This is a genomic window from Alcaligenes sp. YSL9, assembly GCF_030515105.1.
In the GTDB taxonomy this organism is placed as follows: domain Bacteria; phylum Pseudomonadota; class Gammaproteobacteria; order Burkholderiales; family Burkholderiaceae_B; genus Alcaligenes; species Alcaligenes phenolicus.
In genome coordinates this window covers 37,279-62,726 of record NZ_JALXJU010000004.1, presented here as the reverse complement: position 1 = coordinate 62,726, position 25,448 = coordinate 37,279, and the positions used below count along the sequence as shown (strand labels likewise).

The following is a 25,448-nucleotide window of genomic DNA, read 5'->3' as shown; positions in this document are numbered from 1 at the left end:
GTTTTGCAGGCCGGAGCAGGATAGCCAGCAAGACGGTTGATCAGGTTTATGGACGACAGTCGATCAGCAACAAGCAGGCCAGGCTCACGTGTTTGAGCCAATGTGCTTCACAATGACTTTGAATAAGCCCACAGGGGCAACGGGGATAGAACAATGAAGGTATGGCTTAAATTGGCAACGTGTTGTGCGCTGATGTTGGGTGCACAGGCCCATGCTCAAAACAAGAATGTGACGCTGGTTGTGCCTTACCCACCGGGCGGTGCGGCTGACCAGTTGGCGCGGGTGATTTCTCAGGAAATGGGCACACGCTTTGATCAGAAAGTCATTGTGGAAAACCGCCCGGGTGCGGGTGCCCAGGTTGCCATGAACGTGGTGAAAAACGCCAACCCCAGCTCCTTGGGTACGGTGTTGTTCCTGGCCGATAGCGGTGCTTACTCCTTGAACCGCCACCTGTACCAACGTCTGAATTACGACGTGGCTACCGACCTGATCCCCATGACGCTGGCTGCCAAGGCGCCGGTGTTCCTGCTGGTCAATAAAGACAGCCCCTTCAAGACGGTTCAGGATCTGGTTGCAGCTGGCCAGAAGCAGGAGCTGACATACGGTTCGCCTGGTATGGGTACGGGCACTCATCTTTTGGGCGAGATGCTGCGTAAAGAAACCGGCGCTCGTCTGGTGCACGTGCCTTACAAGGGCGCAGGCCCCGCTTTGATTGATGCCGTCAGCGGCCAGATCGACTTTATCTTTGACGTGCTGACGGGCAGCCGTGGCTTCCTGGAAGATGGCCGCCTGCGCGCGATTGCCGCAGCGACAACGGAGCGCAGCCCTCTGCGTCCAGATGTGCCTACCATTGCCGAAGCCGGTATCCCCAATGTGGCATTCACCATCTGGTGGGGTATTTCGGCCAAAGCTGGTACGCCTGATGAAGACGTGGCCCGCCTGACCGAGCAACTGACGGCTGTCCTGAAAGAGGATGCAGTGGTCAAGAAATTCGTGGACTTCGGAATCCAGATCGAGCCTTCCACTCCCAAAGAGTTTGCTGATCTGATCGAGCACGATGCTCAGGCCATGGGACCAACCATCAAGGCCCTGGAAATCACGCTGGACTAAGACGTGACGGCTTGAAGAAAAAAGGCGCTACGGCGCCTTTTTTTGTTGTGCGTGGGCTGTTCCGGAACCAAGAGGGGACACTGTCTTCAGCACACTAGACAGTTGCTTGGGCTGACGGGCTAAACCTTGTATATGGGTTACAGCCGGGGTTTTATATTGCCGGTGATTGAGCAGGAAGCATCGGCGGCGGCAATCACCGCCTGCCTTGCAGCTTCCTGCTTATGCTGAATCATTAAGCCAGCAGCTCCGCCTGCTTGAGGCAGTAAGCCGAGCAGCAAATGACCAGATTTTCCATAATCAGATGAGCTGCCTGCTCTTCCTGACGCTCACTGAAGGCCTGACAAATCCCCTTGGCCCGCTGCATGGTTTCCAGACGGAATTGAGGGTCTTGCAAGCAGGCAATCCGGGCCTGATCAGCCTGATCATGCAGGCGCGCCATCGTATCGACTAGTTGCTTGTTGGGCACCATGCTGATCCAGGCGCTGCGGAACGCCCAGTTGGCCTGAATATTGTCGATAGGGTCGCCTTGCTGATGAGTAGCTTCAATACGGTTCAAGGCCTGTTCCATGGCCTGCATGCCCACTCTGCTTTGATTGACGCAAGCCAGCTTGGCGGCAGGCGGTTCCAGCAACAGGCGCACCGAGAAAATATCTTCAATATCCTGGGCGGTGTAGACCCGCAATACAAAACCGCGCGAAGTTCCTTCCAGCACCCCTTCGTTTTTCAGTTGCAGCAAGGCTTCGCGCACCGGCATGCGTGAGACATTCAGGCTGGCGGCAATTTCGTTATCCACCAGCCGCACATCAAAACCGATTTTGCCCAAGGCAATGTCCTGGCGCAGCATGCCGTAGACTTGTTCACGGATATTGGGTTCGCGTTTTTTATAAGGATTGGCAGCCATAAGCTCGCCCGGCGCCTGGCGCACGGCAAAAGACTCAAAGGGCTATAGGATACCAAGTAAGCACCGGGGGCTGACGCGTTTTATGTCAGGCCAAGTTGCAGGATAATACCTTGTTTTCAGACCAGCACGCAGCAGGAGGGCCAGTCGATGCGGTGGCGGCATGTGGAAATTTTTGATGCGATTTGCCGTGGCGGCTCGTTGACGCAGGCCGCGCAACTGTTGCATATCTCTCAGCCTGCGGCCAGCAAAATGTTGGCGACTGCAGAAATGCAGCTGGGCTTTCGATTGTTCGACCGTGTGCGCGGTCGCCTGATCCCGACGCGTGAGGCCAGCATTCTGGCTTCCTACGTTGCGCGTCTGCATCAGAATCTGGATGACGTCAGCCGCTTGGCTCGTAATCTGCGCTCCCACCATGAAGGCTTGTGGCGTATTGGCAGCAGCCCGGCTTTTGGTCTGGAGCTATTGCCGGTGGCCTTGAGCCGTTGTCGTCGGGCTCACCCGGCCATGAGTTTCGAGCTGCGCACACACCACAGCGGGGAGCTCTTGCAAGCTCTGGAGACGCGCGACCTGGATATGGTGATGAGCTTTGATCAGGGCGAGTCTTCCGGTGTGCAACAGCAGGTGCTGGCCCATACCGAACTGGTGCACGTTACCTTGCCGGGCGTTGCACCCTTACGCCATTGGGAGGAGATGGCCGAGCGTGCTTTCATCGCTTTGGACGCTGACGATCCCGTTGGCGCGATGGTGGAAGATCTGCTGCAAAGCTATGTCCCCGATGTTGCGCCCTTCATGCGTGTGCAGACCCATTACGTGGCTTGTGGTCTGGTTTTACAACAGGTGGGCGAGGCTCTGGTGGATCTGGTTACGGCCCGTGCCATGCAGGGCCGAGGCCTTGCCATACACCGCCTGCCCGAGCCTTTGCCAATTCCAGTCAGCATTTTGACGGCTCACGACGATGCCGGTTCTGGTTCGCGTGAACGTGTGTTGGACCACATCCGGCAGGCTCTGCTGGAATGCCGTTTTCCGGATTGAGTAGAACGCTGATTCCATAACCCAGGGTTATGGAGTGCGCCAACTATTCATTGGCGCTCTGCAGCGACCCCCAAGACAATAGAGGCCAGTTATAGGGGGTATTTCCATGCATGTATGTATTATCGGCGCCGGTGTCATTGGAATGAGCACCGCGTTCATGTTGCGCCAGAAAGGGGTGAAGGTCACGGTACTGGAAGCCGGTTCGCAAGTAGCCGGACAGACCAGCTTTGCCAACGGCGGACAACTGAGCTACAGCTATGTGGCCCCCCTGGCCGATCCCGGTGTGTTCAAGGATTTGCCACGCTGGTTATTGAATAAAGACTCGCCCCTGCGCTTCAAGCCTGCGTTGAGCCCGCAGCAGTGGCGCTGGTTGCTGCATTTTCTGAAAGCCTGCCGAGGCGATGTGGTGCGCCGTACCACCGCGCAGATGCTGACCTTGTCCTATCTGAGCCGCGATATCCTGCACGACTGGCAAGAGCGCTTCAATCTGGAGTTTGCCCATCAAAACAATGGCAAATTGATTGTGTTCCGCAGTCCCGGCCCGTTCCAGCATGCGCGTGAACAGGCGCAATTGCAGGCGGATATGGGATCGTCACAACAAGTGCTGGAAGCAGCCCAAGTGCTGGAGCTGGAACCTTCTTTGCAGGCGTTGGGCTCGCGCTTGCAGGGGGCGATATACACACCTAGCGAAGAAGCGGGCGATGCTTATCTGTTTTCCGTGGCCTTGCATGAGCGCATGCAAAACGATAGCGACTACCAGTTGAAGTTGAACACGCCGGTGCAGCGCTTCGTGATGGAAGGGCGTGATATTCGTGCGGTGCAAACCGCTGAAGGCGAGATACAGGCGGATCAGTTTGTTGTGGCCAGCGGTATGGGCACGGTGCCTTTGCTGCGTCAGCTGGGTGGCCGTCCCCTGATCTACCCCTTGAAGGGTTATAGCTTGAGCCTGCCTCTGGAAGGCTTGAATCAGGCCGTGCCGGCTATCAGCGTGACCGACTACGAACAGCGCATTGTGTACGCCCGTCTGGGTGAAGTGCTGCGTATGGCAGCGATGGTAGATATTGGTTTTGATGGCCTGGATATTCCCGCTGCCCGTATGGCAACTTTGAAGCAACAGGTGAAGGATCTATTCCCTGGCCTGCCGCTGGAGCAGGCGCAGACCTGGGCCGGTTTGCGCCCTGCTACGCCTTCGGGCAAGCCGGTTGTGGGGGCCAGCAAGCTGGCAGGTCGCTTGTGGGTGAATGCAGGCCACGGCGCATTGGGCTTCACCTTGGCTTGCGGCAGCGCGGCGATTCTGGCGGCTCACCTGACGGGCGAGGCTTCGCCTATTGATGATGCTCCATTTCGTCCTTAGACCTTGAAGCGGATGATGGGTACGTGGCAATCAATTGTCCGTGGCCGGTCATGGGTTTACGGTAGCAGGGCGTGGTATTGAACGTTTGGCGCTGGGTAATTGGCCGCTAGTAATCAGTAGCGATGATTGCGTACCAGTAGATGGAGATGGGCAAGTTTTCCCTTGGAAGCTTGCCCATTTTTTTTGACGTATTTGTTTTTAGACGGTTGCCCGCAAAACTGGCGTCGCTTTGAAGCCCGCCGTCAGCAACAGGGATAGCCCATAAATAGCTACCGCCAGCACCGGAATCGACCACAGCGCATTGAAATCCAGTGCCGTGAACAGGTAGCGGTACATCAGGTCGATCAGCCAGGGGTGGATCAAATACACCCCCAAGGTCAGCTCCGCCAGATGGGCACTGATACGCGAATTGATCAAAGGCTGATCCCAGTCACGCAGCAGCAGAATCAGCGCGATGGACATGGGGATGACGGTGATGCTCAGGTAATCATAAAAGTACGCACCCGTTTGTCTATCGTGCGTGATAGCCAGTGCATAAAAGCCCCAGGCCGTTGCCACGATACTGCCCAGCAGCACCGTGATAGTCAGCCAGCGGGGCACATTCACCGGCACTTTGCGCAGCAGGTAACCGAGCAGGAAATAGGGCAGATAGGACAGAAACCAGGTAAAGAAGGGCGCAGAGTGAGTGTTCAAATCCGGATTACTGAGGGTGCTAAGGGCGGACAGCACAAACGCCGCTCCGGTCAGCGCAGCCAGCTGCTTCAAGTTGGTGTTCTGAACCATGCGACGCAAAAAGGGCGTGAACAGGTACAGGAACACAATCATGTACAGAAACCAGAGATGGAAATAAGGCCGACCCTGTAGCAGCCGCTCCAGATAGGGATAGGGGTCCGCGTCCGGCGTCCACCAATGCTGCTTGAAGGCCGTCCAGCCCAGATAGAAAGCGGTCCAGAACAGCAGCGGCAGCAAGACTCGCGATGCTCGCTTCCGATAAAACAGCTTCATGCCTTCCTGGGGACGAGGCTCCAGCAAGAGTGCGCCGCTGACCATGACGAATACCGGCACACACCAGCGGGTGGCAGCATCGTAGAAGTTGCCACTCCACCAGTTTGCAGTACCCAACTCGGCGTTCAGGACGGCATAGGCGGCGATATGCAGGCAGACGACAGAGAAAATCGCCACGATCCGTGCATTGCTGATCCAGTTCATGACAAGACATAAAAATCAGAGACCTCCCCATCCTAACGAGCAGACGTTTCTGATTTGTCCCCCAAATACGGGATTTAGCGTCCAGTTTTATCTGGATGTGACTGTATGGCTGAAGGTGGTATGTGAATGCGGATTGGATGAAATCATCCCGCTCCCTTTCGAGAGAGACTGTAAAAGGGTGTATAAATTACCAGCGTTATACGGTTAAATAGCAGGCTTAGCCAGACAGACCCGCCAGGGCATTCCTGAGCGGGCGGTGCTGGGCAGGAGTACGGTGGATGGAGCTGGATTTGAGGGGCTTGGATGTGCTGATTGCCCTGGTCGCCTTGGCGCTGGGTTTGCTGATCGGGCTGTGGCTGCGGGCACGCATGAGTGCGCCTGTCGAGCAGGCACTGGAAGATCGCTGCACACGTCTGGAACAAGATCTGGCCCATGCTCAGGAGCAGACTCAGGATGCGCAGGATAGGGCAGTGGAGCTGGACAAAGAGCTGATACGCCGCGATGCCCAGTTGCAGGCTCAGGAGATGCGCAATCAGGCCATACAAGAGGACCTGGAGCATAGCCGCGAGCAGATGCGTTTGCAGTTCGAGTCTTTGGCCCAGCAGATTCTGGAGGCTAAAGGACAGACCCTGCGTCAGGATAGTCAGCGCACTTTGGATGAAATGCTGCGACCATTCCGGGAGCAATTGGCAGGCTTCCAGCTGCGTGTGAATCAAGTGCACGATGAATCCGTCAAAGGCCAGACTGCCTTGAGTCTGGAGCTGCAGCGCATGCAGGAAATGGGCCTGCGCATGAGTGCCGAGGCTCACTCCCTGGCGGTGGCGCTGAAGGGCGACAAAAAGACCACTGGCAACTGGGGTGAAACTCAGCTGGAAAAAACGCTGGAAGTGGCCGGTTTGGTACGAGGTGTCCACTTCGACACACAATGGCAGGCCCGCGACGAGCAAGGCCGCTTGCGATACCCCGACTTCGTGGTGCACCTGCCGCAGGACAAGCATCTGGTGCTCGATTGCAAAGTGTCCCTGGTGGATTACGACCGTGCTATCCGCGCTGAGACTGACGAGGAACGTCAACAAAGCCTGCAAGCGCATGTGCAAGCGCTACGCAATCATATTGATGATCTGGCCTCCAAGGATTACAGCGCCTTGGCAGGCTTGAGCAGCCCCGGCTTCGTGTTCATGTACGTGCCCATTGAAGCGGCCTATATGCAGGCTTTGCAGCAGCATCATGGCCTGTTTGACTACGGCCTGGGCAAGAACGTCCTGATGGTCTCGCACACAACCTTGCTGCCTATTTTGCGTACCGTAGCCAATATCTGGATGATGGTGCGCAGCAACGAGCAAGCCCATGAATTAAGTCAGCGCGCAGGTGATATCTACAACCAGGTATCCATCCTGGCCGAGCGCCTGAAAAAGCTGGGCGAAACCCTGGGGCAGGCGGGCAAACACTACAACAGCACGGTGACTGCACTGGCCGGCCAGCAAGGCTTGTACGGCAAAGTCAGCCGCTTTGCCGAGCTATCGGCCAGAGCCAAACGTACCCAGCCCGGCATTGAGCCCTTGCATACGGATATAGAGCACGAACGGCTGGATTGGGTCTTGTCGGAGGATGAGGTGCCTGGCCAGAACAAGGAAGCTGATGCCTGATGGTGTTTAGATCAGTGTTTGGGGGCGAATCAAGCTTTCGGCTGGGATACCAAGGGTGGTGTGCAAGCGCCAGATCATTGGCAGTGTCAGGCCACGTTTGCGATTCAGGACCTCGTAGACGCGATTGCGCTTACCGATCATCGGCTCCAAGTCTTTGGCCGTCAAACCACCTTGTTCCATACGGAATTTGATGGCCTCTACAGGGTCTGGCAAATCAATCGGATAGTGTTTGGCTTCATAGGCCAATACCAGTGTGGTTAGCACATCCAGACGATCGCCATCAGGCGTGCCCAGATCTGGGTCAGACTCCATAAGCCGAGAGATTTCTTTCAGAGCCGACTTGTAATCGGCCTCGGTGTGTACGGGGCGGATTTCCATGTTTACTCCATTTCAATAGTTTCGGCGTCGACCTTGTCGTACTCCTCGTGAGTGCCGACAAATTTTATGTAGACGATGCCTAGTTTGAATGCCACTGCAACAATCAGGCGGTAGTTGTTGCCTTTGATGTTGAAGACGACACGCCGATTCTTCAAGATACTGGCACTACGATAGTGAGCCTTGATATCGGTGGGTTGAGTCCATTGCGCCTTAGTCGCTTCATCGACCCATGCTTTGATGGGCTGCTCTGCATCGGGGTGTTTCTCCCAGAATTGGCGAAGGGTGCTGACGGCTATAACTCGCATGATCTGATATTAGTCCCATTTTGGGACTAATGCAAGATTGTTGGAAGGGTGATGCAGGAGCTTACTGCGGCTCCACCGGTCCGCAGTCTTGCTGAATCACTTCCAGCCACTGCCCCACCAATTGCGGTGCGCTGAACAGATAGCCTTGCAGTGCATGGCAGCCGCGACGCAGCAGGAATTCTTTTTGCTGCTCGTTCTCCACGCCCTCGGCCACGACATGCAGGCCTAGCTGTCTTGCCATTGCCAGCACCGTGCGCACAATGGCGTTGGCTTCCTGTTCCATGGGTACGCCCAGGATCAGGCTGCGGTCCATTTTCAGCTCATACAGAGGCAGGCGGCGGATGGCGGCCAGGTTGGAATAGCCAGTGCCAAAGTCGTCCATGGAAAAGCGGATACCCAGGTCTTTCAGCTCGCGCATCATGGAGTTGGCGGAGGAAAAGTCTTCCATCAGCACGCCCTCGGTGATTTCAAAGATCAGGCGATGGGCCGGTGCGCCGCTGGTTTCCAGGATCTGGCGTGTACGGCGGGCAAAGTCAGGGCGGCGGAATTGAATCGGGCTGACGTTGATGGAAATGGGGAAGCTGCATTCCTGGGTCTGCAGCAGCAGATCACAGACGGATGCCATGATCCAGTCGCCCAAGGGGGTGATCAAGTCCGTGCTTTCGGCCAGCGGAATGAACAGGTTGGGTGTCAGCATGCCGCGTGTCGGGTGCAGCCAGCGCAGCAGCACTTCGGCCCCGCTGATGCGGTTTTGCTTGTCGTACTGGGATTGGACAAACAGGCGCAACTGATCCGAACCAATGGCAAATCGCAGGTCGTGCTGCAGGCTCAGGTGTTCTTCAAGCGCCTCTTGCATGCCAGGTTCGTACAAGGTGATCTGGTTGCGGCCATTCTCCTTGGAGCGATACATGGCGGTGTCGGCCTGACGCATCAGGTCCTCAGAGGTCAGGGTGCTGTCGGTGATCAGCGCCAGGCCGATACTGCTGCTACTCAGGTAGGAGTGGCCTTCGATGCTGTAGGGCTCTTCCAGACGGGTGCGTACCAGTTCAGCAAATTCCAGTGCTTCTTTGTAGCAGTCGCGCACAGTGCCGGGATGCAGGATTTTCAGGATGACGAATTCGTCTCCGCCCAGGCGGGCCACGATGTCCTGGGGATCAATCATCAAGGACAAGCGGCGCGCGACTTTGCGCAGCAAGGCATCGCCAATCGCGTGCCCTCGTGCATCGTTAATGTGCTTGAAGCGGTCCAGATCCAGGAAGTACAGCGCACCGGGTCGTTTGTACGGCTCTATGGTCTGCAGGTGACGTTCCAGACGCTGCAGCAGCAGGCGGCGGTTGGGCAGCTCGGTGAGCGGGTCATAGAAAGCCAGCCGGTAGTTCTCTGACTGCGTGGCTTTCAGGGCCGAGATATTCGTGGAGATACAGTACAGACTGGTCTGCCGGGTCTCGGGGTCTTTGACCGGCATTTTGATGGAAAAGAACGTGGCGCGTATATCGCCTTTCCGGTCGCGTACCACTTCTTCCACGGCCAGGCGTTCACCGCTGTACAGCACCTGCTCGTCGTTATGGCGGAACTCGTTAATAGTTTGTTTGTTGGCGTACAAATCCTGGTCGGTTTTGCCCACAATGCTGACGGTCGTGTAGTTCAGGTCTTCGCACAGCTTGCGGTTGGCGTACTGATAACGAAACTGATCGTCCTTGATGTAGACGTACGCATCAATCGCATCCAGTACCGTATGCAGATGGTGCTCGGTACGGACCAGTTTCTTGCGTTGACGACGCAGGCCAATGCGCATCAGGGTGACGGTCAGCAGGGCAATGGTCAGCAAGACACCCAGTGTCAGCAAGGCGGGGATAATCCAGGGCTTGGTCGGTTTCTCGATCAGGCGCAGGCCCCATTGGTTCAGTGTTTCTGTGTAAAACGGGTCGTTATTGTCTTGCCATTGCTTGATGTGAGTATCAATGGCGGCCAGCAGGTCCAGGTGGCGGTCCTTGGCCGTGACAAAGTAGGTATTGGTTGGCTCCAGCCGGATGGGGGCGGTTTTCAGGCCATGCTCGCCCGCATGGCGCACTCCAAATAAATGGCCGACTACGGCGGCGTCGGCCTGTTTGCTTTGGACCAGTTTCAGGGCATTGTATTGGGAGTCAGTAATGACCAGCCTGGAACCCAGCTCCAGTTTCTGCAAAATATTGTAGAGCTGGGTTAGTTGCAGGGTGCCGCTCATGACAGCAATGCGCTTGCCATTCAAGTCGTTCAGAGCACCGATATGGGTGGTTTTACCTGTGAAGATCTGAGACCAGTCCTCGAGCACGGCGCGACTGTGAAAGCTGTACAGGGCGGCGCGCTCAGGGGAATAAGCCAGGCCGGGCACAATGTCCAGCAAGTCATTTTGCAGGGCATTCAAGCATTGCTGCCAGTCGCATTGCACGGCTTCCAGAGTCCAGCCTTCACGCTTGGCAATCTCCAGCAGGAGTTCGCCCATGATGCCGCCGGGCCTGGCTTGGCTGTCCAGCAGCAGTTTGGGTGGGTTTTCGTAAATACCCACGCGCACAATATGCTGCTGGGAATACGGTGCAGCATGGGCGGCGGGGGCGACGAAACCCAGAGCGGCCAGCATGCCTAGCACGTACATTGCCCTGCGCAGCGATAGAGTAAAAAGGCGGGGCAAATTCATAGGGTAGAGGCTGCACAAAGCAGGTAATCGGGGGCGGGTGCGGTCATGCAACAATGATGCGACTAATTTAACTGAATATTGAGATGCGGGGCGGATGCTGCCACATTTCGGGCACAAATAGCAGGGAGCAGGCTAATGGCGGATTGTGAAACGGTAGAAGTGTGTGTTAAAGGCCGGGTGCAGGGGGTGGGGTTTCGGGCAAGTGCGCTGCGCCATGCTCATCTATACGGCGTCAAAGGTTGGGTCAGTAACGCGGCCAATGGGTCGGTTGAATTGGTGTTGCAGGGCAGTACGGATGCGATTGACCAGATGGTTAGCTGGCTGCATATTGGCCCTGAACAGGCCCAGGTCGAGCAGGTAGATATCCAGCGTTCTTACACAGACAAACGCTACGATTTTTTTGATATACGTTAGCGCGGCAGCGTTGACGGCAGAAGCTGGTGGGGCGCATTTCACCGACAAACAAGTGATTACGTGTCGGATAGTTTGCGGGCAAACCCTAGGAAAACACTTGTTTTTTTTTAGTCGGTTCAGATTACCATTCGTTTTATTTCCAGCAGAACGTCGATGGAAGCCGAATGGAACCTTTGCTGCGACTGCAACGCATTTTGCCAGAACTGACGCCTGAGTTGCTTCGGGCTGCCCAGTGGGTTGAACGCCATCCTGTTGAGGTCAGCCTTTGGTCCATGCGCAGGCAAGCTCAGGCCTTGTCAGTGGCTCCCGCCACGATGCTGCGTTTGGCACGGGCTGCCGGTTATGACAGCTATGACCGTTTCCGGGCGCCGTTTCAACAAGCCTTGCATCGCAATGACGACACCATGGCTTCGCGGGCTCAATCCTTGCAAGGTAGTCGCGCTGCCGAACAGCAGACCCAGGCCTTGGGCCAGCAGCAGGAGGCAGCGGTGGAGTCTGTCCTTCGGCTTAATCCGGCAGGTAGCCTGGATGCGTGTGCCAAAGCCATTCTGGCGGCACCCAAGGTTGGCTTTCTAGGAGCGGGCGCCAGCTTTGCCTGCGCCTTCCAGATGCATTACGCCTATCAACTGATGTGTGGCAACGGGGTGTTGCTTAACCGTGCCGCAGATGTATTGGTGGAGCTGGAGACTGGCCTGGAAAGTGGTGGCGTGCTGCTTGTGATCAGCCAGGCTCCGTATGTGAAGGCCGTCGTGAACAGCGTTCGCTCTGCGGTGGAGCGTGGCACGACCGTGGTGGCCCTGACCGATAGCGTCTTGTCACCCATTGCACAAGGTGCCAAGCATGTATTGCTGTTTGATCCTCATACGGGCAAGCAGCCCATGGCCAGCTTTTTTCATTCCTTGGTAGGGCCTGTGACCGTAGCCGAACATCTGCTGGCTCGTATCGCTGCACAGGGCGGCAAGACAGTGGTAGAGCGTCTTGCGCAGCTGGAGTCCTCATTTCGCCGTCAGGAGATTTATTGGCAGGATGGTGATGTTGCTGTCACCAATCCGCCTTGAGCACCACGATAGAAAGTAAACCGGGCATTCCGGCAATTCAAATGGGGTCCACCCCAAGGGAGACAAAAGATGAAGCACACTGCAAAGAAAACAGGTAAGAAACTGGTGTTGGCATCAAGCACAGCCGCCGCTTTATGTGCCATGTTATTGAGTCCTTTGCCGGCCAGTGCCCAGCAAAAATTTGTCAGCATCGGAACGGGTGGGGTGACAGGGGTGTATTACGCGGCCGGCGGAGCTATTTGCCGGTTGGTGAATAAAGACCGTGGGACCGATGGCGTGCGATGCTCTGTCGAGTCTACCGGCGGTTCGGTGTTTAACGTCAATACCATCAAGGCGGGCGAACTGGATCTGGGGGTGGTGCAGTCCGACGTGGGCTACAACGCCTATAACGGCGAAGGGCAGTTCAAGGACGGCGGTGCCTACACCAAGCTGCGCTCGGTGTTTTCCATCCATCCCGAACCCTTTACGGTGTTGTCGCGCAAAGAAGCCAATATCAGTACCTTTGACGACTTCAAGGGCAAACGGTTTAACGTAGGCAATCCGGGTTCGGGCACACGAGCATCGATGGATCAGTTGTTGCAGGCAATGGGCCTGGATAACAGCTTTTTCTCGCTGGCCTCCGAGCTGCGCCCGGACGAACATGGTCCAGCCCTGTGTGATGGCAAGATTGATGGGTTCATCTATGGAGTCGGGCACCCTTCGGCCAATATTCAGGACCCGACCACATCTTGTGGCGCCAAGCTGGTTCCTCTGACGGGGCCTGCTGTAGAAAAACTGGTCGAAACCTATCCTTACTATGCCAAGGCCGTCATTCCGGGTGGTCTGTACCCCAACAACCCAGACGATGTCCAAACTTATGGTGTTTTAGCGACCTTTGTGACGTCAGAGGATGTCCCTGAAGAGTCCGTTTATAACGTCGTCAAAGCCGTGTTCGACAACTTTGATGATTTCAAGCGTTTGCATCCTGCATTGGCAAACCTGAAAAAAGAAGACATGGTCAAGAACGGCCTGTCTGCTCCTTTGCACAAAGGGGCTGAAAAGTACTTCAAGGAAAAAGGGCTGCTGTAAGGCGGCCTGATATTGACCAGGCTGGCTACGCAGGCCTGGTCGCAAGTGCCACCGCACCGGCTGTGGTCTTGCTTCTGGTTTGGAGTTCCTGGGCTGCCTGGCCCAGGTGATCGGTGCTTGGTCGTTTGACCCGGCTGCATCGGCGCTTCAAACCAGGCTTTCCTGGAGACATATGCAAATGACACAACAAGAACAGAAGAAAATGGGGCCGGACGTCGCCCTGACACAGGATGAAACGGCAGAACTGGAAAAGCTGGTTGCAGACGTAGACAGGGGCGGGCGCACTGTTGCGGGCGCAGCGGGCATGGTTTTGTTTCTGGCGGCCATAGGCTGGTCCTTGTTCCAGCTTTGGTACGTTTCCCCGCTGCCCTTTGCCCTGAATCTGGGCATTTTCAATGACACTGAGGCGCGAGCCTTGCATTTGGGCATTGCCATGTTTCTGGCCTATCTGGCTTTCCCTGCACGCAAAACGTCGGCTCGGGATCGTATTCCAATTCATGACTGGGTCCTGGCTCTGATCGCTGCTTTTTGCGGCTCATATTTGTTCTTTTTCTATAAAGAACTGGCCATGCGCCCCGGCATCCCGACCACAATGGATGTGGTCGTGGCCAGTGTTGGTCTGGTGTTGTTGCTGGAGGCTACACGTCGCTCTTTGGGCGCGCCGATGGCCGTGTTGGCACTGATCTTTATCGCTTATATTTTTCTCGGCCCCTGGTTGCCGGATGCGCTGTCTCATCGCGGTGCTTCATTGCAGCGCCTGGTCTCGCATATGTGGCTGACTACCGAAGGGGTTTATGGGGTCGCACTGGGCGTTTCGGTTTCTTATATCTTTATTTTTGTATTGCTGGGCTCTTTGCTGGATCGTTGCGGGGCGGGCAATTACATGATGCAGGTCTCGTTTGCCTTGCTGGGGCATTTGCGTGGGGGGCCTGCCAAGGTTGCCGTGGTGTCCTCGGCGGTGAATGGCATTGTGTCTGCGTCCTCCGTTGCCAATGTGGTGACGGGCGGTATTTTCACGATTCCCCTGATGAAAAAAGCCGGTTACGGCGGTATTCGGGCCGGGGCTATTGAAACGGCGTCCTCCGTCAATGGCCAGATCATGCCGCCTGTCATGGGGGCGGCGGCCTTCTTGATGATTGAGTATGTCGGCATTCCCTATACCGACATCATTCGGCATGCGCTGCTGCCCGCGGTCATTTCGTATATCGCGTTGTTTTATATCGTGCATCTGGAAGCGCTCAAGCTGGGAATACAGCCGATGATGTCATCGGGCAAACCCAGAACGTTCATGCAGAAGCTGGCCGGCTGGGGCATGGGCACGGCGGGTACTTTAATTGTGATGGGACTGGTGTACTGGATAGGCGTAGGGGTTCAGGCGGTAGCTGGTGCTGCCGCTATCTGGATCTTGTTGTTCCTGTTGCTGGTTCTGTATGTGTTCCTACTGAAAGTGGCTGCAGACCACGAGGACCTGCCCACCGATATTAATGTGAACACACCGGTGCGCCCCGAACCCTGGCCAACGGTGCGAGCCGGTTTGTATTTCCTGATCCCTATCGGCATTCTGGTCTGGTGCCTGACGGTAGAAATGATGTCTGCGGGCCTGTCGGCCTTCTGGGCTGTTGTGGCCATGTTGTTTCAGATGGCCACCCAGCGTCCCATCATTGCCTGGTTTCGCAAGCAGGCGACGGCTCAGCCATTGCGCCAAGGCGTCAGTGAGGTTTGGGTGGGGCTGCAGGAAGGTGCCCGCAATATGGTGGGCATCGGCATTGCTTGCGGGACGGCCGGCTTGATTGTGGGTGCTATCACCTTGACGGGTCTGGGCCTGCGCATGACAGCCTTTGTGGAGCTGGTCTCCATGGGCAATGTGCTGGTCATGCTGTTTTTTACCGCTGCGGTGTGTCTGGTTTTGGGCCTGGGTATGCCTACCACTGCCAACTACATTCTGATGGCTACCTTGATGGCGCCGGTAGTGGTGGAGCTGGGGGCGCAAAGCGGCATGATCATTCCGCTGATTGCCGTCCATATGTTCGTGTTTTATTACGGGATCATGGCGGACATCACCCCGCCTGTGGGCTTGGCCACTTTTGCAGCCGCTGCCATTTCAGGGGAGGACCCGATCAAGACAGGGGTGCAGGGCGTGACCTATGCCATGCGTACAGCCGTGCTGCCCTTCATGTTCATCTTCAATCCCATGCTCTTGTTGATTGGCATACATAGTGTCTGGGAGTTGATTATGGTCGTGGTGGGTGCGACCGTGGCTTCCCTGACATTTGCAGCGGCAACCATGGGATGGCTGCGCATCAAAACAAGCTGGCTGGAGACAGTCTTGCTCTTGTTGGTGACGTTCATGCTGTTCCGACCCGATTGGTTCATGGACCATATCAGCGAAAAGTATCAGAGTCGCCCCGCGTCAGAGTTGATGCAGATTGTTCAGAACACGCCAGACGGAGGCAATCTGGTGGTGCAACTAGCGGGGATGAATCTGGAGGGTAAAGACTTGCAGAAAACAGTGGCTGTATCATTGCCCGGCTTGCCGCAAGGAGATGAGGCGACCGGCTTGGCAGCGGCCAGCAAGCGTTTGTCTCAGGCAGGGCTGACGGTGATGGCTTTTGGAGATACGGCGCAAGTGGCATCGGTCGCTTTTGGCAGTTCAGCGCTTAGAGCCGGGTGGGAGCAGGGCTGGGATATTCTGGAGGTGAAAGTGCCTCATCCAGATCGACCGTCCGAGTTTTGGGTCTATATTCCCGCGTTCCTGATTTTGCTCTGGCTGTGGCTAAGGCAAGGCCGGCGGATGCGTCTTGATGCCATCCCACAAACTGCAGTCCAGAGCTGAGCGAGCCAGCCGCCCTGAGGGTGGCTGGTAGTACACTGATGGCTCTGGATGTCTGGCCCGCTGCAATAGCGGGCCATTTTCTATTTGGTTTTTGTAATGACACCAACAACAAGTGCGCCGCCTGTCCCTTCGCGCGGTGGGGTCAGCCCCAGCAAAGTATGGTGCCCGCGCGGGCACTGGAACTTGCTGGAGGAGTTCTTGCTGGAACGCTTCCCCCATGTCAGCCCCGAGATTCTGTTGGACAGGCTGGCACGAGGCGACATTCTGGATCAGGACGGGGTGCCGCAACATTTTGGTTCGCCTTATCAGCCCGATCGTTGGTTATGGTACTTCCGCATGGTGGAAAACGAAGCGGTCGTCCCTTTCGATATGCCCGTTCTATACGCAGATGAGCGTCTGATTGCTGTGGACAAGCCGCACTTTCTGGCTACAACGCCGGGCGGTCGCTACTTGTACGAAACCGCGCTGACTCGTCTGCGGCGGGACTTCGGAGAGGATGGCATCAGCCCCATTCACAGGCTGGACAGGGAAACGGCGGGTATCTTGCTGTTTTGTCGTGATCCTGCGGCTCGCGGGGCCTACCAGTCCCTGTTTCAGCAGGGCGGGATCGAGAAAGAATATGAAGCGGTCGCGCCGTTTCAGGAAAAGCTGGCAAATGGGCTGCTGTACAGCAGCTGCATGAAAGAAGTGCCCGGCAAGTTTGTCATGTGTGAGGTTGAGGGCGAGGCCAATAGCAGCACCGAAATTATTTGCGAACGCCACTGGCAGGGTGAGCAGGGTCAGGAGCTGGCCTTGTACCGCCTGCGTCCCAAAAGTGGCCGCAAGCACCAGTTACGCGTGCATTTGAGCAGCCTGGGGGCACCTATTATCAATGATGTGTTCTACCCCGAACTGTTGCCGGAGCGTGACGCGGACGATTTCAGCCAGCCCTTGCAGTTGCTGGCTCGGCACATTGCCTTTGTGGACCCCATAACGGGTGAGCAAAGACGCCTCAGCAGTCAGCGGCAGCTGGAATTGGCTTGAGCCTATTGGCATTGCGCTTGAGTACGCTATTGCCGAACAGCCACAGCCACAGCCACAGCCAGTCTTGCTGCTGGTGCCCTTTATCTAGCCAGCTAGTCCAAGGGACGACGGCGAAAGCCCGAACCTTAATAGTCGCGGAAAGCCGCCTCTATCTCATCGTGCTCCAGTTGAGCAGCCAGACACAGCATTAATAAAATTCGGGCCTTTTGAGCAGGCAAGTAATGCGCGGCAATGGTGTTGTGATCCTGGTCATACGCACTGTCTGTCACAGGTCCTGCATGGATGCGAGAAGCCCGCACACACACCACGCCTAATCGGTGTGCCCGGCTGACACCTTCCAAGGCTCCGGGGGTCAGGCTGCCGTTGCCAGTCGCCGCCACCACAATGCCTTGCACACCGCTTTGTGCGGCGTGGCGGTACAGTTCGGCCAAAGTATCGGGGTGATCGTAAAAAATCTGCACTTTAGGAAGGCTGTGCAAAGAGCGCACATCGAACAGGCTGCTGTGCGTATGGGGCAGCAGCGTACGCATCATGAAGCGCGGCTGCCCGCCTGCAACCAGACCCAAGGGGCCGGCATCGGGTGAACCGAAGGCGCTGGTCTGAGTGGTGTGTTGCTTGCTCAGGAAACGGGCGCTGTGTATCTGGTCGTTCAGCAGTACCAGTACACCTTGATCCTGTGCCAGCGAAGAGCAGGCCACTTGCACGGCCTGATACAGATTCAGTGGCCCGTCCGCACTCAAGGCCGAAGCCGGGCGCATGGCCGCCACCATAACCACGGGTTTGTCGGTTTTCAGGGTCAGGTGCAGGAAAAAAGCGCTTTCTTCCAGCGTATCGGTGCCGTGGGTAATGACCGCGCCGTTGATGTCCGGTCGTGCGAGCAGAGCATTGAGCTTGTGGGACAGCTCCAGCAGCATCAGCGAGCCCATGGCCCGGCTGTCCACGTTGAAAATCTGATGGCATTCCAGATCGGCCAGCTCGGTGATACCGGGCACGGCTTGCAATAGCGTTTCTACGCCCTGGGTGATGTCGTAGTCCGTCAGACCAAGATTGGATTGGGTTGTGGCGGCAATGGTGCCGCCGGTGCCTACCAGGGCCAGTTTGGGGCGAGTCGGCATGTGAGGGTGCTCCGCGTCCAGTTGTTGCGCTACGGGGTGCGGAGAGCCTGGGGTGGCGCCGGTTTAACGGCGCACTTTCAACCAGCGCTCGACCAGGTGCACCACCGATAGCAGGGTAAAGTTGATCAGCAGGTACAGCAGACCCGCAATAACAAAGGTCTCGATGATGGCGTAGTTCTGGTTCATCAAGCGTTTGGCATGACCGGTCAGGTCCATGACGGCAATGGTCGAGGCCAGACTGGTGCCTTTGATGGCCAGCACAATTTCATTGCTGTATGCGGGCAAGGCCTGGCGAATCGCCAAAGGAAACGCCACGCGACGAAAGCGCATCCAGGCGGACATGCCGATGGACTTGGCTGCCTCGATCTGGCCCACTGGCACAGCCTGAAAACCGCCCCGGAAGACTTCACTGACGTAGGCGCCACTGTTCAGACCAATGGCCAGAATCGCGCAGCGCATGCCGTCGCTGAACAGCCACCACAACGTGGGTGAGTCCTTTACAAAACTCAGGGTGCCCACACCGTAGTACAGCAGGAACAACTGCACCAGCAATGGGGTGCCACGAAATACCGTGCTGTAGCTAAAGGCAAAGCTGCGCAAAATGCGGCTATGGGACTGGCGCATCAGGGCCAGTGACAGGCCGATGAACAGCGACAGCACAATGCCCCACAGACCGATATAGACGCTCATGCCGAACCCCTTGAACAGGGTTTCAACGGTGGTATTGAATAATTCCAGATCAATCATGCCTGGGCTCTCATGCCTTTGCCGGTATAGCGTTCGGCCAGCAAAAACAGGGCCTGACTACAGGCACCAATCAGAAAATAAAGCACGCCTGCAATCAGGTACATGGCCATGGGTTCGCGCGTGTTGGCAGCTCCCAGGGTCGCGGCCCGCATGATCTCGACCAGACCCACCAGGGAGATCAGAGCCGTGTCTTTCAGTGCGGTTTGCCAGACGTTATTGGCGCCGGGCAGGGCGTACCAGAACATTTGCGGCAGGATAATGCGGCGCAGGCGCTGCCAGGGGGACATGCCAATGGCTTTGGCGGCCTCGATCTGGCCTTCGGGAATGGCTTGCAAGGCACCGCGAAACACCTCCACGCTGTACGAGCCTGCAATCAGGCCAATGGCCAAAATGCCGACCAGTGCGGGGAACCAGCGCGTCATCACATCTTCCATGCGCATGAAATCGGCCAGATCGGAGACGACTTGGACCGAGCCAAAAAACAGCAGGTAGATGATGAGCAGCTCGGGGATACTGCGAACAACCGTGGTGTACAGGCTAACGGGGCCACGCAGCCAGCGTGGCCCGTTGGTCTTGATGCTGGCTCCTGTAATCCCAATGACTACGCCCAGGGCCATGCCCAAAACGGAGATCAGCAAGGTCATTGCTGCTCCGCGAAGGAACATCCAGCCCCAGCCTTCGCGCAGCACATTAAAAATGGTCTCTAGCATCAAGTGGTACTTCTCGACTTATTTCTTGCAGATCTCGTAGTTGGCGATGTCGATGTCAAACCACTTTTCGCTGGCGGTCTTGACGGTGCCATCGTCGATCAGCTTGCACAGGGCAGCGTCAACCTTGGCTTTCAGTTCTGCATTGTCTTTGTGAATACCGACGGCAATGCCATAACCCAGAGTTTCAGGGTCGGAAGAGCCTTTGATGACCAGCTTGGACAGGGCAAAGTTTTCCTCGCCGACTTTATGCAGGAACTTGGACTGGGAGGTCAGGTCGGCAAAGGTGCCGTTCAGACGACCGGCGTCCAGATCGATTTGCATCTGGTCCAGGGTCTCGTAGTTCTTGACGGTGGTCTTGGGGGCTTTCTTGGACAGGAAAGCGCCGTGAGTGGTGCCACCTTGAACGCCAATGGTTTTGCCAGCCAGGCCATCAAAAATAGCTTGTTCGTTGTCGGCGCCGACCAGTTCACTGTTCTTGGGCAGAACGAAAATGGCGTCTTCAACGGCGTAAGGAATACTGAAATTCACGCGCTTGGCACGCTCGGGGGTGTAGGACATGCCCGAGATGATCAGGTCAAAGCGTTTGGCATCCAGCGAAGGAATCAGGCTGTCAAAGGCTTGCACGATGAATTTGCAATCGCTGTTCAGCTCCTTGCACAGGGCAGCGCCCACGTCGGCGTCAAAGCCGGTGACTTTACCGGCTGCGTCCACCATGCTCCATGGTGGGTAACCGCCTTCGGTACCGATTTTCAGGGTGTCTGCCATTGCAGCCTGGGAGCCCAACAGGGCCAGGCTGGCACAGATCAGGGTCTTGCTGAGGAAACTCATGGTCTGGCTCTCCTTTGTGGAAAGGCTGGTGAGGGCCGTATTGGCCCTGCTGGTTTTCCAGCCTGTGTCGTATTCACGAAGCGATGATCTTACTGCATTGGTTGTAGAAACTGCTGTAGACGCTCGGATTGTGGCCTATCGAACAGATCTTTGGGATGGCCACGTTCTTCAATCAGGCCGTTGTGCATGAAAATGGTCTCGGAAGAGACGTCACGCGCAAAATTCATTTCGTGGGTGACCAGGATCATGGTGCGGCCTTCCTGGGCCAGTTGGCGAATCACGCGCAGTACTTCGCCCACCATTTCCGGGTCCAGCGCCGAAGTCGGTTCGTCAAACAGCAAGACATCCGGGTCCATGGCCAGGGCACGGGCAATGGCCACGCGCTGCTGCTGACCACCGGACAGTTCGGCCGGGTAGGCATCGCATTTGTTGCTCAGGCCCACCTTGCCCAGCAGTTCGCGGGCGTATTCAGCCGCTTCACGGGCCGGGCGGCCTTTGACATGGATGGGGCCTTCGGTGACGTTTTGCAGCACCGTGCGGTGCGACCACAGATTGAAGTTCTGAAACACCATCCCCAAGCGGGCGCGGACTTGTTCCAGCAGGCGCGGATTGTCTGTCTGGCAAATGCCCTTGCGATTGCGATGGCTGCGCAAAATGTCATTGCCGATCTGGATTTCGCCCTGATCGGGGACGACCAGATGGTTAATGCAGCGCAGCAGGGTACTCTTGCCCGAGCCGGAAGCTCCAATGATGGAGAGCACATCGCCCTTGTGAGCTTGCAGGGAAATACCCTTGAGCACCTCGTTGGTGCCAAAGCGTTTGTGGATGTCGCGTACCTGGACCGCCGCGTTCAGGTCATTGTTATTCACAGCAACGTCCTTGCGGTCAAAGAGAAAGGGGGTAAGGGTTTCATACGGGTGTCATATCCTGGATGCCCCGATTCTACCGCTTTCCCCCTGTTTTTTTTGCACAAGCGCTGTATTTTGCTCATAAAAAGCGGCATAAACCGGGTACGCCGCCTTATGACCTTATGGATACAGGCCGCGTACCTGACGAGATTCCAGAATGCGGGCGCAACCCACGATAAAGGCAGCGGTACGCAAGGTGACGTTGTGCTCTTTGGCAACCGCCGCCACCGTGGTGTAGGCCGAGCGCATCATCATTTCCAGACGGTTGTTGATCTCGTCCTCGGTCCAGAAGAAGCTGGAGAAGTCCTGGACCCACTCGAAGTAGGACACGGTCACGCCACCGGCGTTGGCCACCACGTCCGGAACAATGGTCACGCCCTTGTCGTTCAGGATGTCGTCGGCTTCCGGGGTGGTGGGGCCGTTGGCGCCTTCGATCACAATGCGGGCGCGGATGCGGTCGGCATTGTTCTTGTTGATCTGGCCCTCCAGCGCGGCCGGGATCAGCAGATCGGTTTCGATATGCCAGAAGTCTTCGTTGGAAATGGCCTCGGCATTGGGCGCTCCGGCCAGACCTTTGTGCTGTTCCATGTGGTTCAGCAAGGCCAGTACGTCCAGACCGTTGGGGTTGTATACCGTGCCGGTGTGATCCTGTACGGCCAGCACCTTGGCACCGGCTTCCTGGAACAGGCGGGCAGCGGTGCCACCCACGTTACCGAAGCCTTGCACAATGACGCGGGCGCCATTCAGGTCGATACCGGCGTCGCGGGCCGCTTCACAACCCACGGTATACACGCCGCGGCCAGTGGCTTCCACACGGCCCAGGCTACCGCCCAGTGAGACAGGCTTGCCGGTGACCACGCCGGTGCTGGTGCCACCGACATTCATGGAGTAGGTGTCCATCATCCAGGCCATGGTCTGGGCGTTGGTGTTCACGTCCGGGGCTGGAATGTCCTTGTTGGGGCCAATAATCACACCGATTTCGCTGGTGTAGCGGCGGGTGATGCGCTCCAGTTCGGCCTGGGAGTGGTTGCGCGGGTCAATACGAATACCGCCCTTGGCACCGCCAAATGGCAGGTTCACGGCAGCCGATTTGATCGACATCCAGGCAGCCAGAGCCATCACTTCGGACAGGGTGACATCCTGGTGGTAGCGCACGCCGCCCTTGCCTGGGCCACGGGAAGTATTGTGCTGAACGCGGTAGCCCTCGAAGTGGGCCACGGTGCCGTTATCCAGTTCAATGGGTACGTCGACAATCAGCGTGCGCTTGGGGCGCTTGAGTGTTTCAACCCATCGGGACAGTTTGCCCAGATACGGAGTGACTCGCTCCACTTGTTCGAGATAAATACCCCACGGGCCGACGTCGTCGGCGTTCAGGTATGACGGCAAAGCATGGGTGGGACGATCTGTCATGAGCTCCTCGATAAGGTTGGGGAAACGGGATACGAGTACACAGTGAAGACGTGTGATTGCGCACAGACGCAGAACCTGGCAAACACGCTGTGGATGGGCTTAGCGGTGGCCGTGTGCAACAGTTATGCTATCGGAAATGGCCGCTGTTGTGTTTGCAGCGTTTGCGATGGTTTTATCTGGGTGCGTGTGCATTGATGGCTTCTTCTGACTCTTCCCTTTCTGGTCGCTTGGCGCAATTGCGCCAACGTATCGAACAGGCTTGCTTGCAGGCCGGCCGCCCTGCTGATGCGGTGGCTCTTTTACCGGTAAGCAAAACCTTTCCTGTGCCCGTGCTGGCTCAAGCCCTGGATTTGGGCCTGTCGCGAATGGGCGAGAACAAGGTTCAGGAGATTCGAGACAAGCAGGCAGAGCTGGCCGATCGCGCGGTGCAGTGGGTGATGATAGGCCATCTGCAGAGCAATAAGGCTAAAGATATTGCACGCTTAGCCAGCGAAGTACAGTCTTTGGACCGTTTGTCCCTGGCTCAGGCCCTGGATCGACACCTGCAAAACGAGCAGCGTAGCCTGGACGTGCTGATCCAGGTCAAGACCTCGCCCGAGCCCAGCAAATTTGGTTTGGTCCCTGAAGAACTGCCCGCCTTCATGCAGTCCCTGCGTTCGCTCGATACCTTGAAGGTCCGTGGCCTGATGACCATGGCCGTCAATAGCGATGACCCCCAGGCAGTCCGCGCCTGCTTTGCCAGCCTGCGCCAGTGGCGCGATCGTCTGGTGGAGTTGGGCCATGAACAGGTGCAAGGCCTGTCCATGGGCATGAGCGGCGACTTCGAGCTGGCGATTCAGGAAGGCTCCACTGAAGTGCGAGTGGGTTCGGCCCTGTTTGGCGCACGCGATTACAGCTAATCGATATCCGCATCGTTACTAATGCCCTGTGCAGGGCTGTCCGCGCATAATGTCTCTGCGCATCCCGGACGGGATGCTTAAAACTTAAAAAAATAGCGCCAAAAGCGCTGTCTACACGCATGGAGGAGACATCATGCATTGGAAGAACTTTGGAGCCGGTGTGCTGTTGCTAAGCGCCAGCCTGACAGGAACGGCCTTGGCAGCAGACTGGCCCCAGTCTGCCGTCACCTGGGTAGTCCCTTATCCCGCAGGTGGCGGTTCAGATGTGATTGCCCGGCTGGTCGCCAAGCAGCTGGAAAGCAGCCTGGGCCAGACCCTGATTGTGGAAAACAAACCGGGGGCCGCCACCATTATTGGCGCAACCTACGTCAGCAATGCCAAGCCCGATGGCTATACCGTAGGCACGGCTGATTCAGGCACGCTGGCCTTTAACTCCTCTTTGTACAGCAAGCTGCAATACGACCCGGCTGCCTTCACCTATGTGGGCGGTCTGGCCCGCTTCCCCCTGATGCTGGCAGTGCCACAGGAGTCGCCCTATAAAACCGTGGCCGATCTGCTGGAAGCAGCGCGTAAACAACCTGAAAAGCTGACGTCCTCGTCCGCTGGCAGTGGCTCTCCACACCATTTGGCTCTGGAGATGTTCAAGCAGCGCACGGATACCAAGATCGTGCACGTTCCTTACAAGGGAGCTGCACCCGCCATTCAGGATTTGCTGGGCGGCCAGGTGGATATGTCCTTTGTGGATTCCGCCGCAGCGCTATCCAACATCAAGGCCGGCAAACTGCGAGTGCTGGCGGTTGCCACGCCTGAGCGCAGTAGTCTGTTGCCTGATGTGCCAACCATGGCCGAAGCGGGTATTGCCGACTTCTATGCCTATGCCTGGCAAGGTTTGGTGGGCCCACCAAAGATGGACGAAGGCGCCCGTCAACGCTTGAGCCAGGACTTGATGCAGGCCCTGAAAACGCCCGAGCTGGACCAGCGTATTCGCGAGATGGGGGTGGAACCCATGCCCATGACGCCCGATGAATTCCAGGCTTACGCCCAGCGTGAACGCGCTGAATGGGCCACGGTTATCGAGCGTGCGGGCATCCGTATGGATTGACCTTGATGCGGCCCACAGTGGCCGCATAATCAGGCGGCATATTCATCGCCGTAACGTTTCAGGCCGTCCAGGTCCAGCACCTGGACGCCACCATACTTGATCAACAACAGCCCTTCGTTTTCCAGTTGGCGCAGGGCCTGGTTGGCTCGTTGGCGCGACACACGCGCCAGGTAGCCGATCTCTTCCTGGGTAATGTCCAGGCGCAGACCTTTTCCGGGGTAGAGCAGCGGGTTGAACAGCTCTGCCAGACAGCGTGCCACGCGGGCATCGGGGGTAGACAGGCTGTTGTATTCCGCCTTGCCGATAAATTGCGCCACACGTTCATTGAGCTGATGCAGGAGGTAGCGGTTGAAAGCAATGCTCTGGTCCAGCAAATCGTTAAAACTGTGGGCGGGCAAGCGGGCCACCTGGCTGTCGCGCAAGGCGACCACATCGTATTTGCGCTCTTCGTTTTTCAGTAAGGAGCCTTCGCCTATCCAGCCACCGGCAGGTACCCCGGTCATGGAAGCGATCTTGCCTTCGGAATTTCCCACCGACACTTTGAGCAAACCCGAGAGCACGCCAATCCACGCGGTGGCGCGTTCTCCCTTGCGTTCGACGATGGCCCCGGCCTCGTATGCGGTGATCAGTGTGTCGCGGCGGACACGCTCTTGCAGCTCGGGTGTCAACAAGCGAAACCAGGCGGCTCGCTCCGATAAAGCATCTACAACATGCATGAGGATTA

Annotated in this window: 23 protein-coding genes; 11 read left to right on the top strand and 12 right to left on the bottom strand. The window is 57.0% G+C overall.

Annotated features, from left to right (window positions below; genetic code table 11):
- Positions 1-153: 153 nt before the first annotated feature.
- Positions 154-1,110 (top strand): tripartite tricarboxylate transporter substrate binding protein, encoded by a 957-nt coding sequence (locus M2Q46_RS16800; RefSeq protein ID WP_026483815.1) that lies wholly within the window; start codon positions 154-156, stop codon positions 1,108-1,110.
- 232 nt (positions 1,111-1,342) lie between these two features.
- Here M2Q46_RS16800 and M2Q46_RS16795 read toward each other — a convergent pair whose 3' ends face one another.
- Positions 1,343-2,011 (bottom strand): GntR family transcriptional regulator, encoded by a 669-nt coding sequence (locus M2Q46_RS16795; RefSeq protein WP_035268587.1) that lies wholly within the window; start codon positions 2,009-2,011, stop codon positions 1,343-1,345.
- Positions 2,012-2,158: 147 nt separating this feature from the next.
- On the opposite strand from M2Q46_RS16795, the gene M2Q46_RS16790 reads away from it, so the two are divergent.
- Together M2Q46_RS16790 and M2Q46_RS16785 are read left to right on the top strand one after the other, a co-directional pair.
- Complete coding sequence (locus tag M2Q46_RS16790) at positions 2,159-3,043, top strand: LysR family transcriptional regulator (protein ID WP_302357665.1); 885 nt, start codon at positions 2,159-2,161, stop codon at positions 3,041-3,043.
- 106 nt (positions 3,044-3,149) lie between these two features.
- Complete coding sequence (locus M2Q46_RS16785) at positions 3,150-4,397, top strand: D-amino acid dehydrogenase (RefSeq protein WP_083055250.1); 1,248 nt, start codon at positions 3,150-3,152, stop codon at positions 4,395-4,397.
- 198 nt (positions 4,398-4,595) lie between these two features.
- Here M2Q46_RS16785 and M2Q46_RS16780 read toward each other — a convergent pair whose 3' ends face one another.
- Positions 4,596-5,606: an acyltransferase gene (locus M2Q46_RS16780; protein ID WP_060186540.1), complete on the bottom strand. Its 1,011-nt coding sequence runs from the start codon at positions 5,604-5,606 to the stop codon at positions 4,596-4,598.
- Between the two features lie 278 nt (positions 5,607-5,884).
- Between M2Q46_RS16780 and rmuC the strand changes: the two genes are divergently transcribed.
- Positions 5,885-7,252: a DNA recombination protein RmuC gene (rmuC, locus tag M2Q46_RS16775; RefSeq protein ID WP_302357664.1), complete on the top strand. Its 1,368-nt coding sequence runs from the start codon at positions 5,885-5,887 to the stop codon at positions 7,250-7,252.
- A gap of 6 nt (positions 7,253-7,258) precedes the next feature.
- Here the strand turns inward: rmuC and M2Q46_RS16770 are convergent, their stop codons facing one another.
- The 3 genes from M2Q46_RS16770 to M2Q46_RS16760 all read right to left on the bottom strand — a co-directional run bounded on the left by M2Q46_RS16770 (position 7,259) and on the right by M2Q46_RS16760 (position 10,567).
- Entirely contained in the window at positions 7,259-7,630 is a 372-nt protein-coding gene (locus tag M2Q46_RS16770; protein ID WP_021447101.1) for a type II toxin-antitoxin system HigA family antitoxin, read from the bottom strand.
- 2 nt (positions 7,631-7,632) lie between these two features.
- Positions 7,633-7,935, bottom strand: coding sequence for a type II toxin-antitoxin system HigB family toxin (locus M2Q46_RS16765; RefSeq protein ID WP_009460162.1), 303 nt, complete (start codon positions 7,933-7,935; stop codon positions 7,633-7,635).
- A 61-nt stretch (positions 7,936-7,996) separates the two neighbouring features.
- The gene (locus M2Q46_RS16760; protein WP_302357663.1) at positions 7,997-10,567 is read right to left on the bottom strand and encodes an EAL domain-containing protein; all 2,571 of its coding nucleotides are present in this window, start codon (positions 10,565-10,567) and stop codon (positions 7,997-7,999) included.
- 177 nt (positions 10,568-10,744) lie between these two features.
- On the opposite strand from M2Q46_RS16760, the gene M2Q46_RS16755 reads away from it, so the two are divergent.
- The 5 genes from M2Q46_RS16755 (at position 10,745) to M2Q46_RS16735 (ending at position 17,005) form a co-directional block, all read left to right on the top strand.
- Entirely contained in the window at positions 10,745-11,023 is a 279-nt protein-coding gene (locus M2Q46_RS16755; protein ID WP_009460160.1) for an acylphosphatase, read from the top strand.
- Between the two features lie 164 nt (positions 11,024-11,187).
- On the top strand, positions 11,188-12,081 hold the full coding sequence (locus tag M2Q46_RS16750) for a MurR/RpiR family transcriptional regulator (protein WP_026483806.1): 894 nt from the start codon (positions 11,188-11,190) through the stop codon (positions 12,079-12,081).
- Between the two features lie 69 nt (positions 12,082-12,150).
- The gene (locus M2Q46_RS16745; protein WP_009460158.1) at positions 12,151-13,149 is read left to right on the top strand and encodes a TAXI family TRAP transporter solute-binding subunit; all 999 of its coding nucleotides are present in this window, start codon (positions 12,151-12,153) and stop codon (positions 13,147-13,149) included.
- Between the two features lie 178 nt (positions 13,150-13,327).
- The gene (locus tag M2Q46_RS16740; RefSeq protein WP_302357662.1) at positions 13,328-15,982 is read left to right on the top strand and encodes a TRAP transporter fused permease subunit; all 2,655 of its coding nucleotides are present in this window, start codon (positions 13,328-13,330) and stop codon (positions 15,980-15,982) included.
- 96 nt (positions 15,983-16,078) lie between these two features.
- A complete protein-coding gene (locus M2Q46_RS16735) occupies positions 16,079-17,005 on the top strand; it encodes a pseudouridine synthase (protein WP_302357661.1) in 927 nt (308 codons plus the stop codon).
- A gap of 125 nt (positions 17,006-17,130) precedes the next feature.
- Here M2Q46_RS16735 and M2Q46_RS16730 read toward each other — a convergent pair whose 3' ends face one another.
- From M2Q46_RS16730 to M2Q46_RS16705, 6 genes are all read right to left on the bottom strand, one after another.
- On the bottom strand, positions 17,131-18,120 hold the full coding sequence (locus M2Q46_RS16730) for an asparaginase (RefSeq protein ID WP_009460155.1): 990 nt from the start codon (positions 18,118-18,120) through the stop codon (positions 17,131-17,133).
- 63 nt (positions 18,121-18,183) lie between these two features.
- Positions 18,184-18,867, bottom strand: coding sequence for an ABC transporter permease (locus tag M2Q46_RS16725; protein WP_021447100.1), 684 nt, complete (start codon positions 18,865-18,867; stop codon positions 18,184-18,186).
- Entirely contained in the window at positions 18,864-19,577 is a 714-nt protein-coding gene (locus tag M2Q46_RS16720; protein ID WP_009460152.1) for an ABC transporter permease, read from the bottom strand. The genes M2Q46_RS16725 and M2Q46_RS16720 overlap by 4 nt, the downstream gene beginning before the upstream one ends.
- Before the next feature lie 18 nt (positions 19,578-19,595).
- Positions 19,596-20,405 (bottom strand): transporter substrate-binding domain-containing protein, encoded by an 810-nt coding sequence (locus tag M2Q46_RS16715; RefSeq protein WP_302357660.1) that lies wholly within the window; start codon positions 20,403-20,405, stop codon positions 19,596-19,598.
- 89 nt (positions 20,406-20,494) lie between these two features.
- Positions 20,495-21,274: an ABC transporter ATP-binding protein gene (locus tag M2Q46_RS16710; RefSeq protein WP_009460150.1), complete on the bottom strand. Its 780-nt coding sequence runs from the start codon at positions 21,272-21,274 to the stop codon at positions 20,495-20,497.
- Between the two features lie 159 nt (positions 21,275-21,433).
- Entirely contained in the window at positions 21,434-22,723 is a 1,290-nt protein-coding gene (locus tag M2Q46_RS16705; RefSeq protein WP_026483801.1) for a Glu/Leu/Phe/Val dehydrogenase, read from the bottom strand.
- A gap of 194 nt (positions 22,724-22,917) precedes the next feature.
- On the opposite strand from M2Q46_RS16705, the gene M2Q46_RS16700 reads away from it, so the two are divergent.
- Together M2Q46_RS16700 and M2Q46_RS16695 are read left to right on the top strand one after the other, a co-directional pair.
- Complete coding sequence (locus M2Q46_RS16700; RefSeq protein ID WP_226349478.1) at positions 22,918-23,622, top strand: YggS family pyridoxal phosphate-dependent enzyme; 705 nt, start codon at positions 22,918-22,920, stop codon at positions 23,620-23,622.
- A 133-nt stretch (positions 23,623-23,755) separates the two neighbouring features.
- Complete coding sequence (locus M2Q46_RS16695; RefSeq protein ID WP_009460137.1) at positions 23,756-24,724, top strand: tripartite tricarboxylate transporter substrate binding protein; 969 nt, start codon at positions 23,756-23,758, stop codon at positions 24,722-24,724.
- Between the two features lie 29 nt (positions 24,725-24,753).
- On the opposite strand, the gene M2Q46_RS16690 is transcribed toward M2Q46_RS16695, so the two are convergent.
- Positions 24,754-25,440, bottom strand: a complete 687-nt coding sequence (locus tag M2Q46_RS16690) for a Crp/Fnr family transcriptional regulator (protein ID WP_088451464.1) — start codon at positions 25,438-25,440, stop codon at positions 24,754-24,756.
- Between the last annotated feature and the right edge of the window lie 8 nt (positions 25,441-25,448).

Bases quoted from the DNA above. Each gene is read 5' to 3' on its own strand.
- M2Q46_RS16755 (WP_009460160.1), top strand. From the start codon at position 10,745: ATGGCGGATTGTGAAACGGTAGAAGTGTGTGTTAAAGGCCGGGTGCAG.
- M2Q46_RS16750 (WP_026483806.1), top strand. From the start codon at position 11,188: ATGGAACCTTTGCTGCGACTGCAACGCATTTTGCCAGAACTGACGCCT.
- M2Q46_RS16740 (WP_302357662.1), top strand. From the start codon at position 13,328: ATGACACAACAAGAACAGAAGAAAATGGGGCCGGACGTCGCCCTGACA.
- M2Q46_RS16705 (WP_026483801.1), bottom strand. From the start codon at position 22,723: ATGACAGATCGTCCCACCCATGCTTTGCCGTCATACCTGAACGCCGAC.
- rmuC (WP_302357664.1), top strand. From the start codon at position 5,885: ATGGAGCTGGATTTGAGGGGCTTGGATGTGCTGATTGCCCTGGTCGCC.
- M2Q46_RS16790 (WP_302357665.1), top strand. From the start codon at position 2,159: ATGCGGTGGCGGCATGTGGAAATTTTTGATGCGATTTGCCGTGGCGGC.
- M2Q46_RS16715 (WP_302357660.1), bottom strand. From the start codon at position 20,405: ATGAGTTTCCTCAGCAAGACCCTGATCTGTGCCAGCCTGGCCCTGTTG.
- M2Q46_RS16695 (WP_009460137.1), top strand. From the start codon at position 23,756: ATGCATTGGAAGAACTTTGGAGCCGGTGTGCTGTTGCTAAGCGCCAGC.
- M2Q46_RS16785 (WP_083055250.1), top strand. From the start codon at position 3,150: ATGCATGTATGTATTATCGGCGCCGGTGTCATTGGAATGAGCACCGCG.
- M2Q46_RS16800 (WP_026483815.1), top strand. From the start codon at position 154: ATGAAGGTATGGCTTAAATTGGCAACGTGTTGTGCGCTGATGTTGGGT.
- M2Q46_RS16795 (WP_035268587.1), bottom strand. From the start codon at position 2,011: ATGGCTGCCAATCCTTATAAAAAACGCGAACCCAATATCCGTGAACAA.
- M2Q46_RS16780 (WP_060186540.1), bottom strand. From the start codon at position 5,606: ATGAACTGGATCAGCAATGCACGGATCGTGGCGATTTTCTCTGTCGTC.
- M2Q46_RS16700 (WP_226349478.1), top strand. From the start codon at position 22,918: ATGGCTTCTTCTGACTCTTCCCTTTCTGGTCGCTTGGCGCAATTGCGC.
- M2Q46_RS16745 (WP_009460158.1), top strand. From the start codon at position 12,151: ATGAAGCACACTGCAAAGAAAACAGGTAAGAAACTGGTGTTGGCATCA.
- M2Q46_RS16720 (WP_009460152.1), bottom strand. From the start codon at position 19,577: ATGCTAGAGACCATTTTTAATGTGCTGCGCGAAGGCTGGGGCTGGATG.
- M2Q46_RS16730 (WP_009460155.1), bottom strand. From the start codon at position 18,120: ATGCCGACTCGCCCCAAACTGGCCCTGGTAGGCACCGGCGGCACCATT.
- M2Q46_RS16725 (WP_021447100.1), bottom strand. From the start codon at position 18,867: ATGATTGATCTGGAATTATTCAATACCACCGTTGAAACCCTGTTCAAG.
- M2Q46_RS16770 (WP_021447101.1), bottom strand. From the start codon at position 7,630: ATGGAAATCCGCCCCGTACACACCGAGGCCGATTACAAGTCGGCTCTG.
- M2Q46_RS16690 (WP_088451464.1), bottom strand. From the start codon at position 25,440: ATGCATGTTGTAGATGCTTTATCGGAGCGAGCCGCCTGGTTTCGCTTG.
- M2Q46_RS16765 (WP_009460162.1), bottom strand. From the start codon at position 7,935: ATGCGAGTTATAGCCGTCAGCACCCTTCGCCAATTCTGGGAGAAACAC.
- M2Q46_RS16760 (WP_302357663.1), bottom strand. From the start codon at position 10,567: ATGTACGTGCTAGGCATGCTGGCCGCTCTGGGTTTCGTCGCCCCCGCC.
- M2Q46_RS16735 (WP_302357661.1), top strand. From the start codon at position 16,079: ATGACACCAACAACAAGTGCGCCGCCTGTCCCTTCGCGCGGTGGGGTC.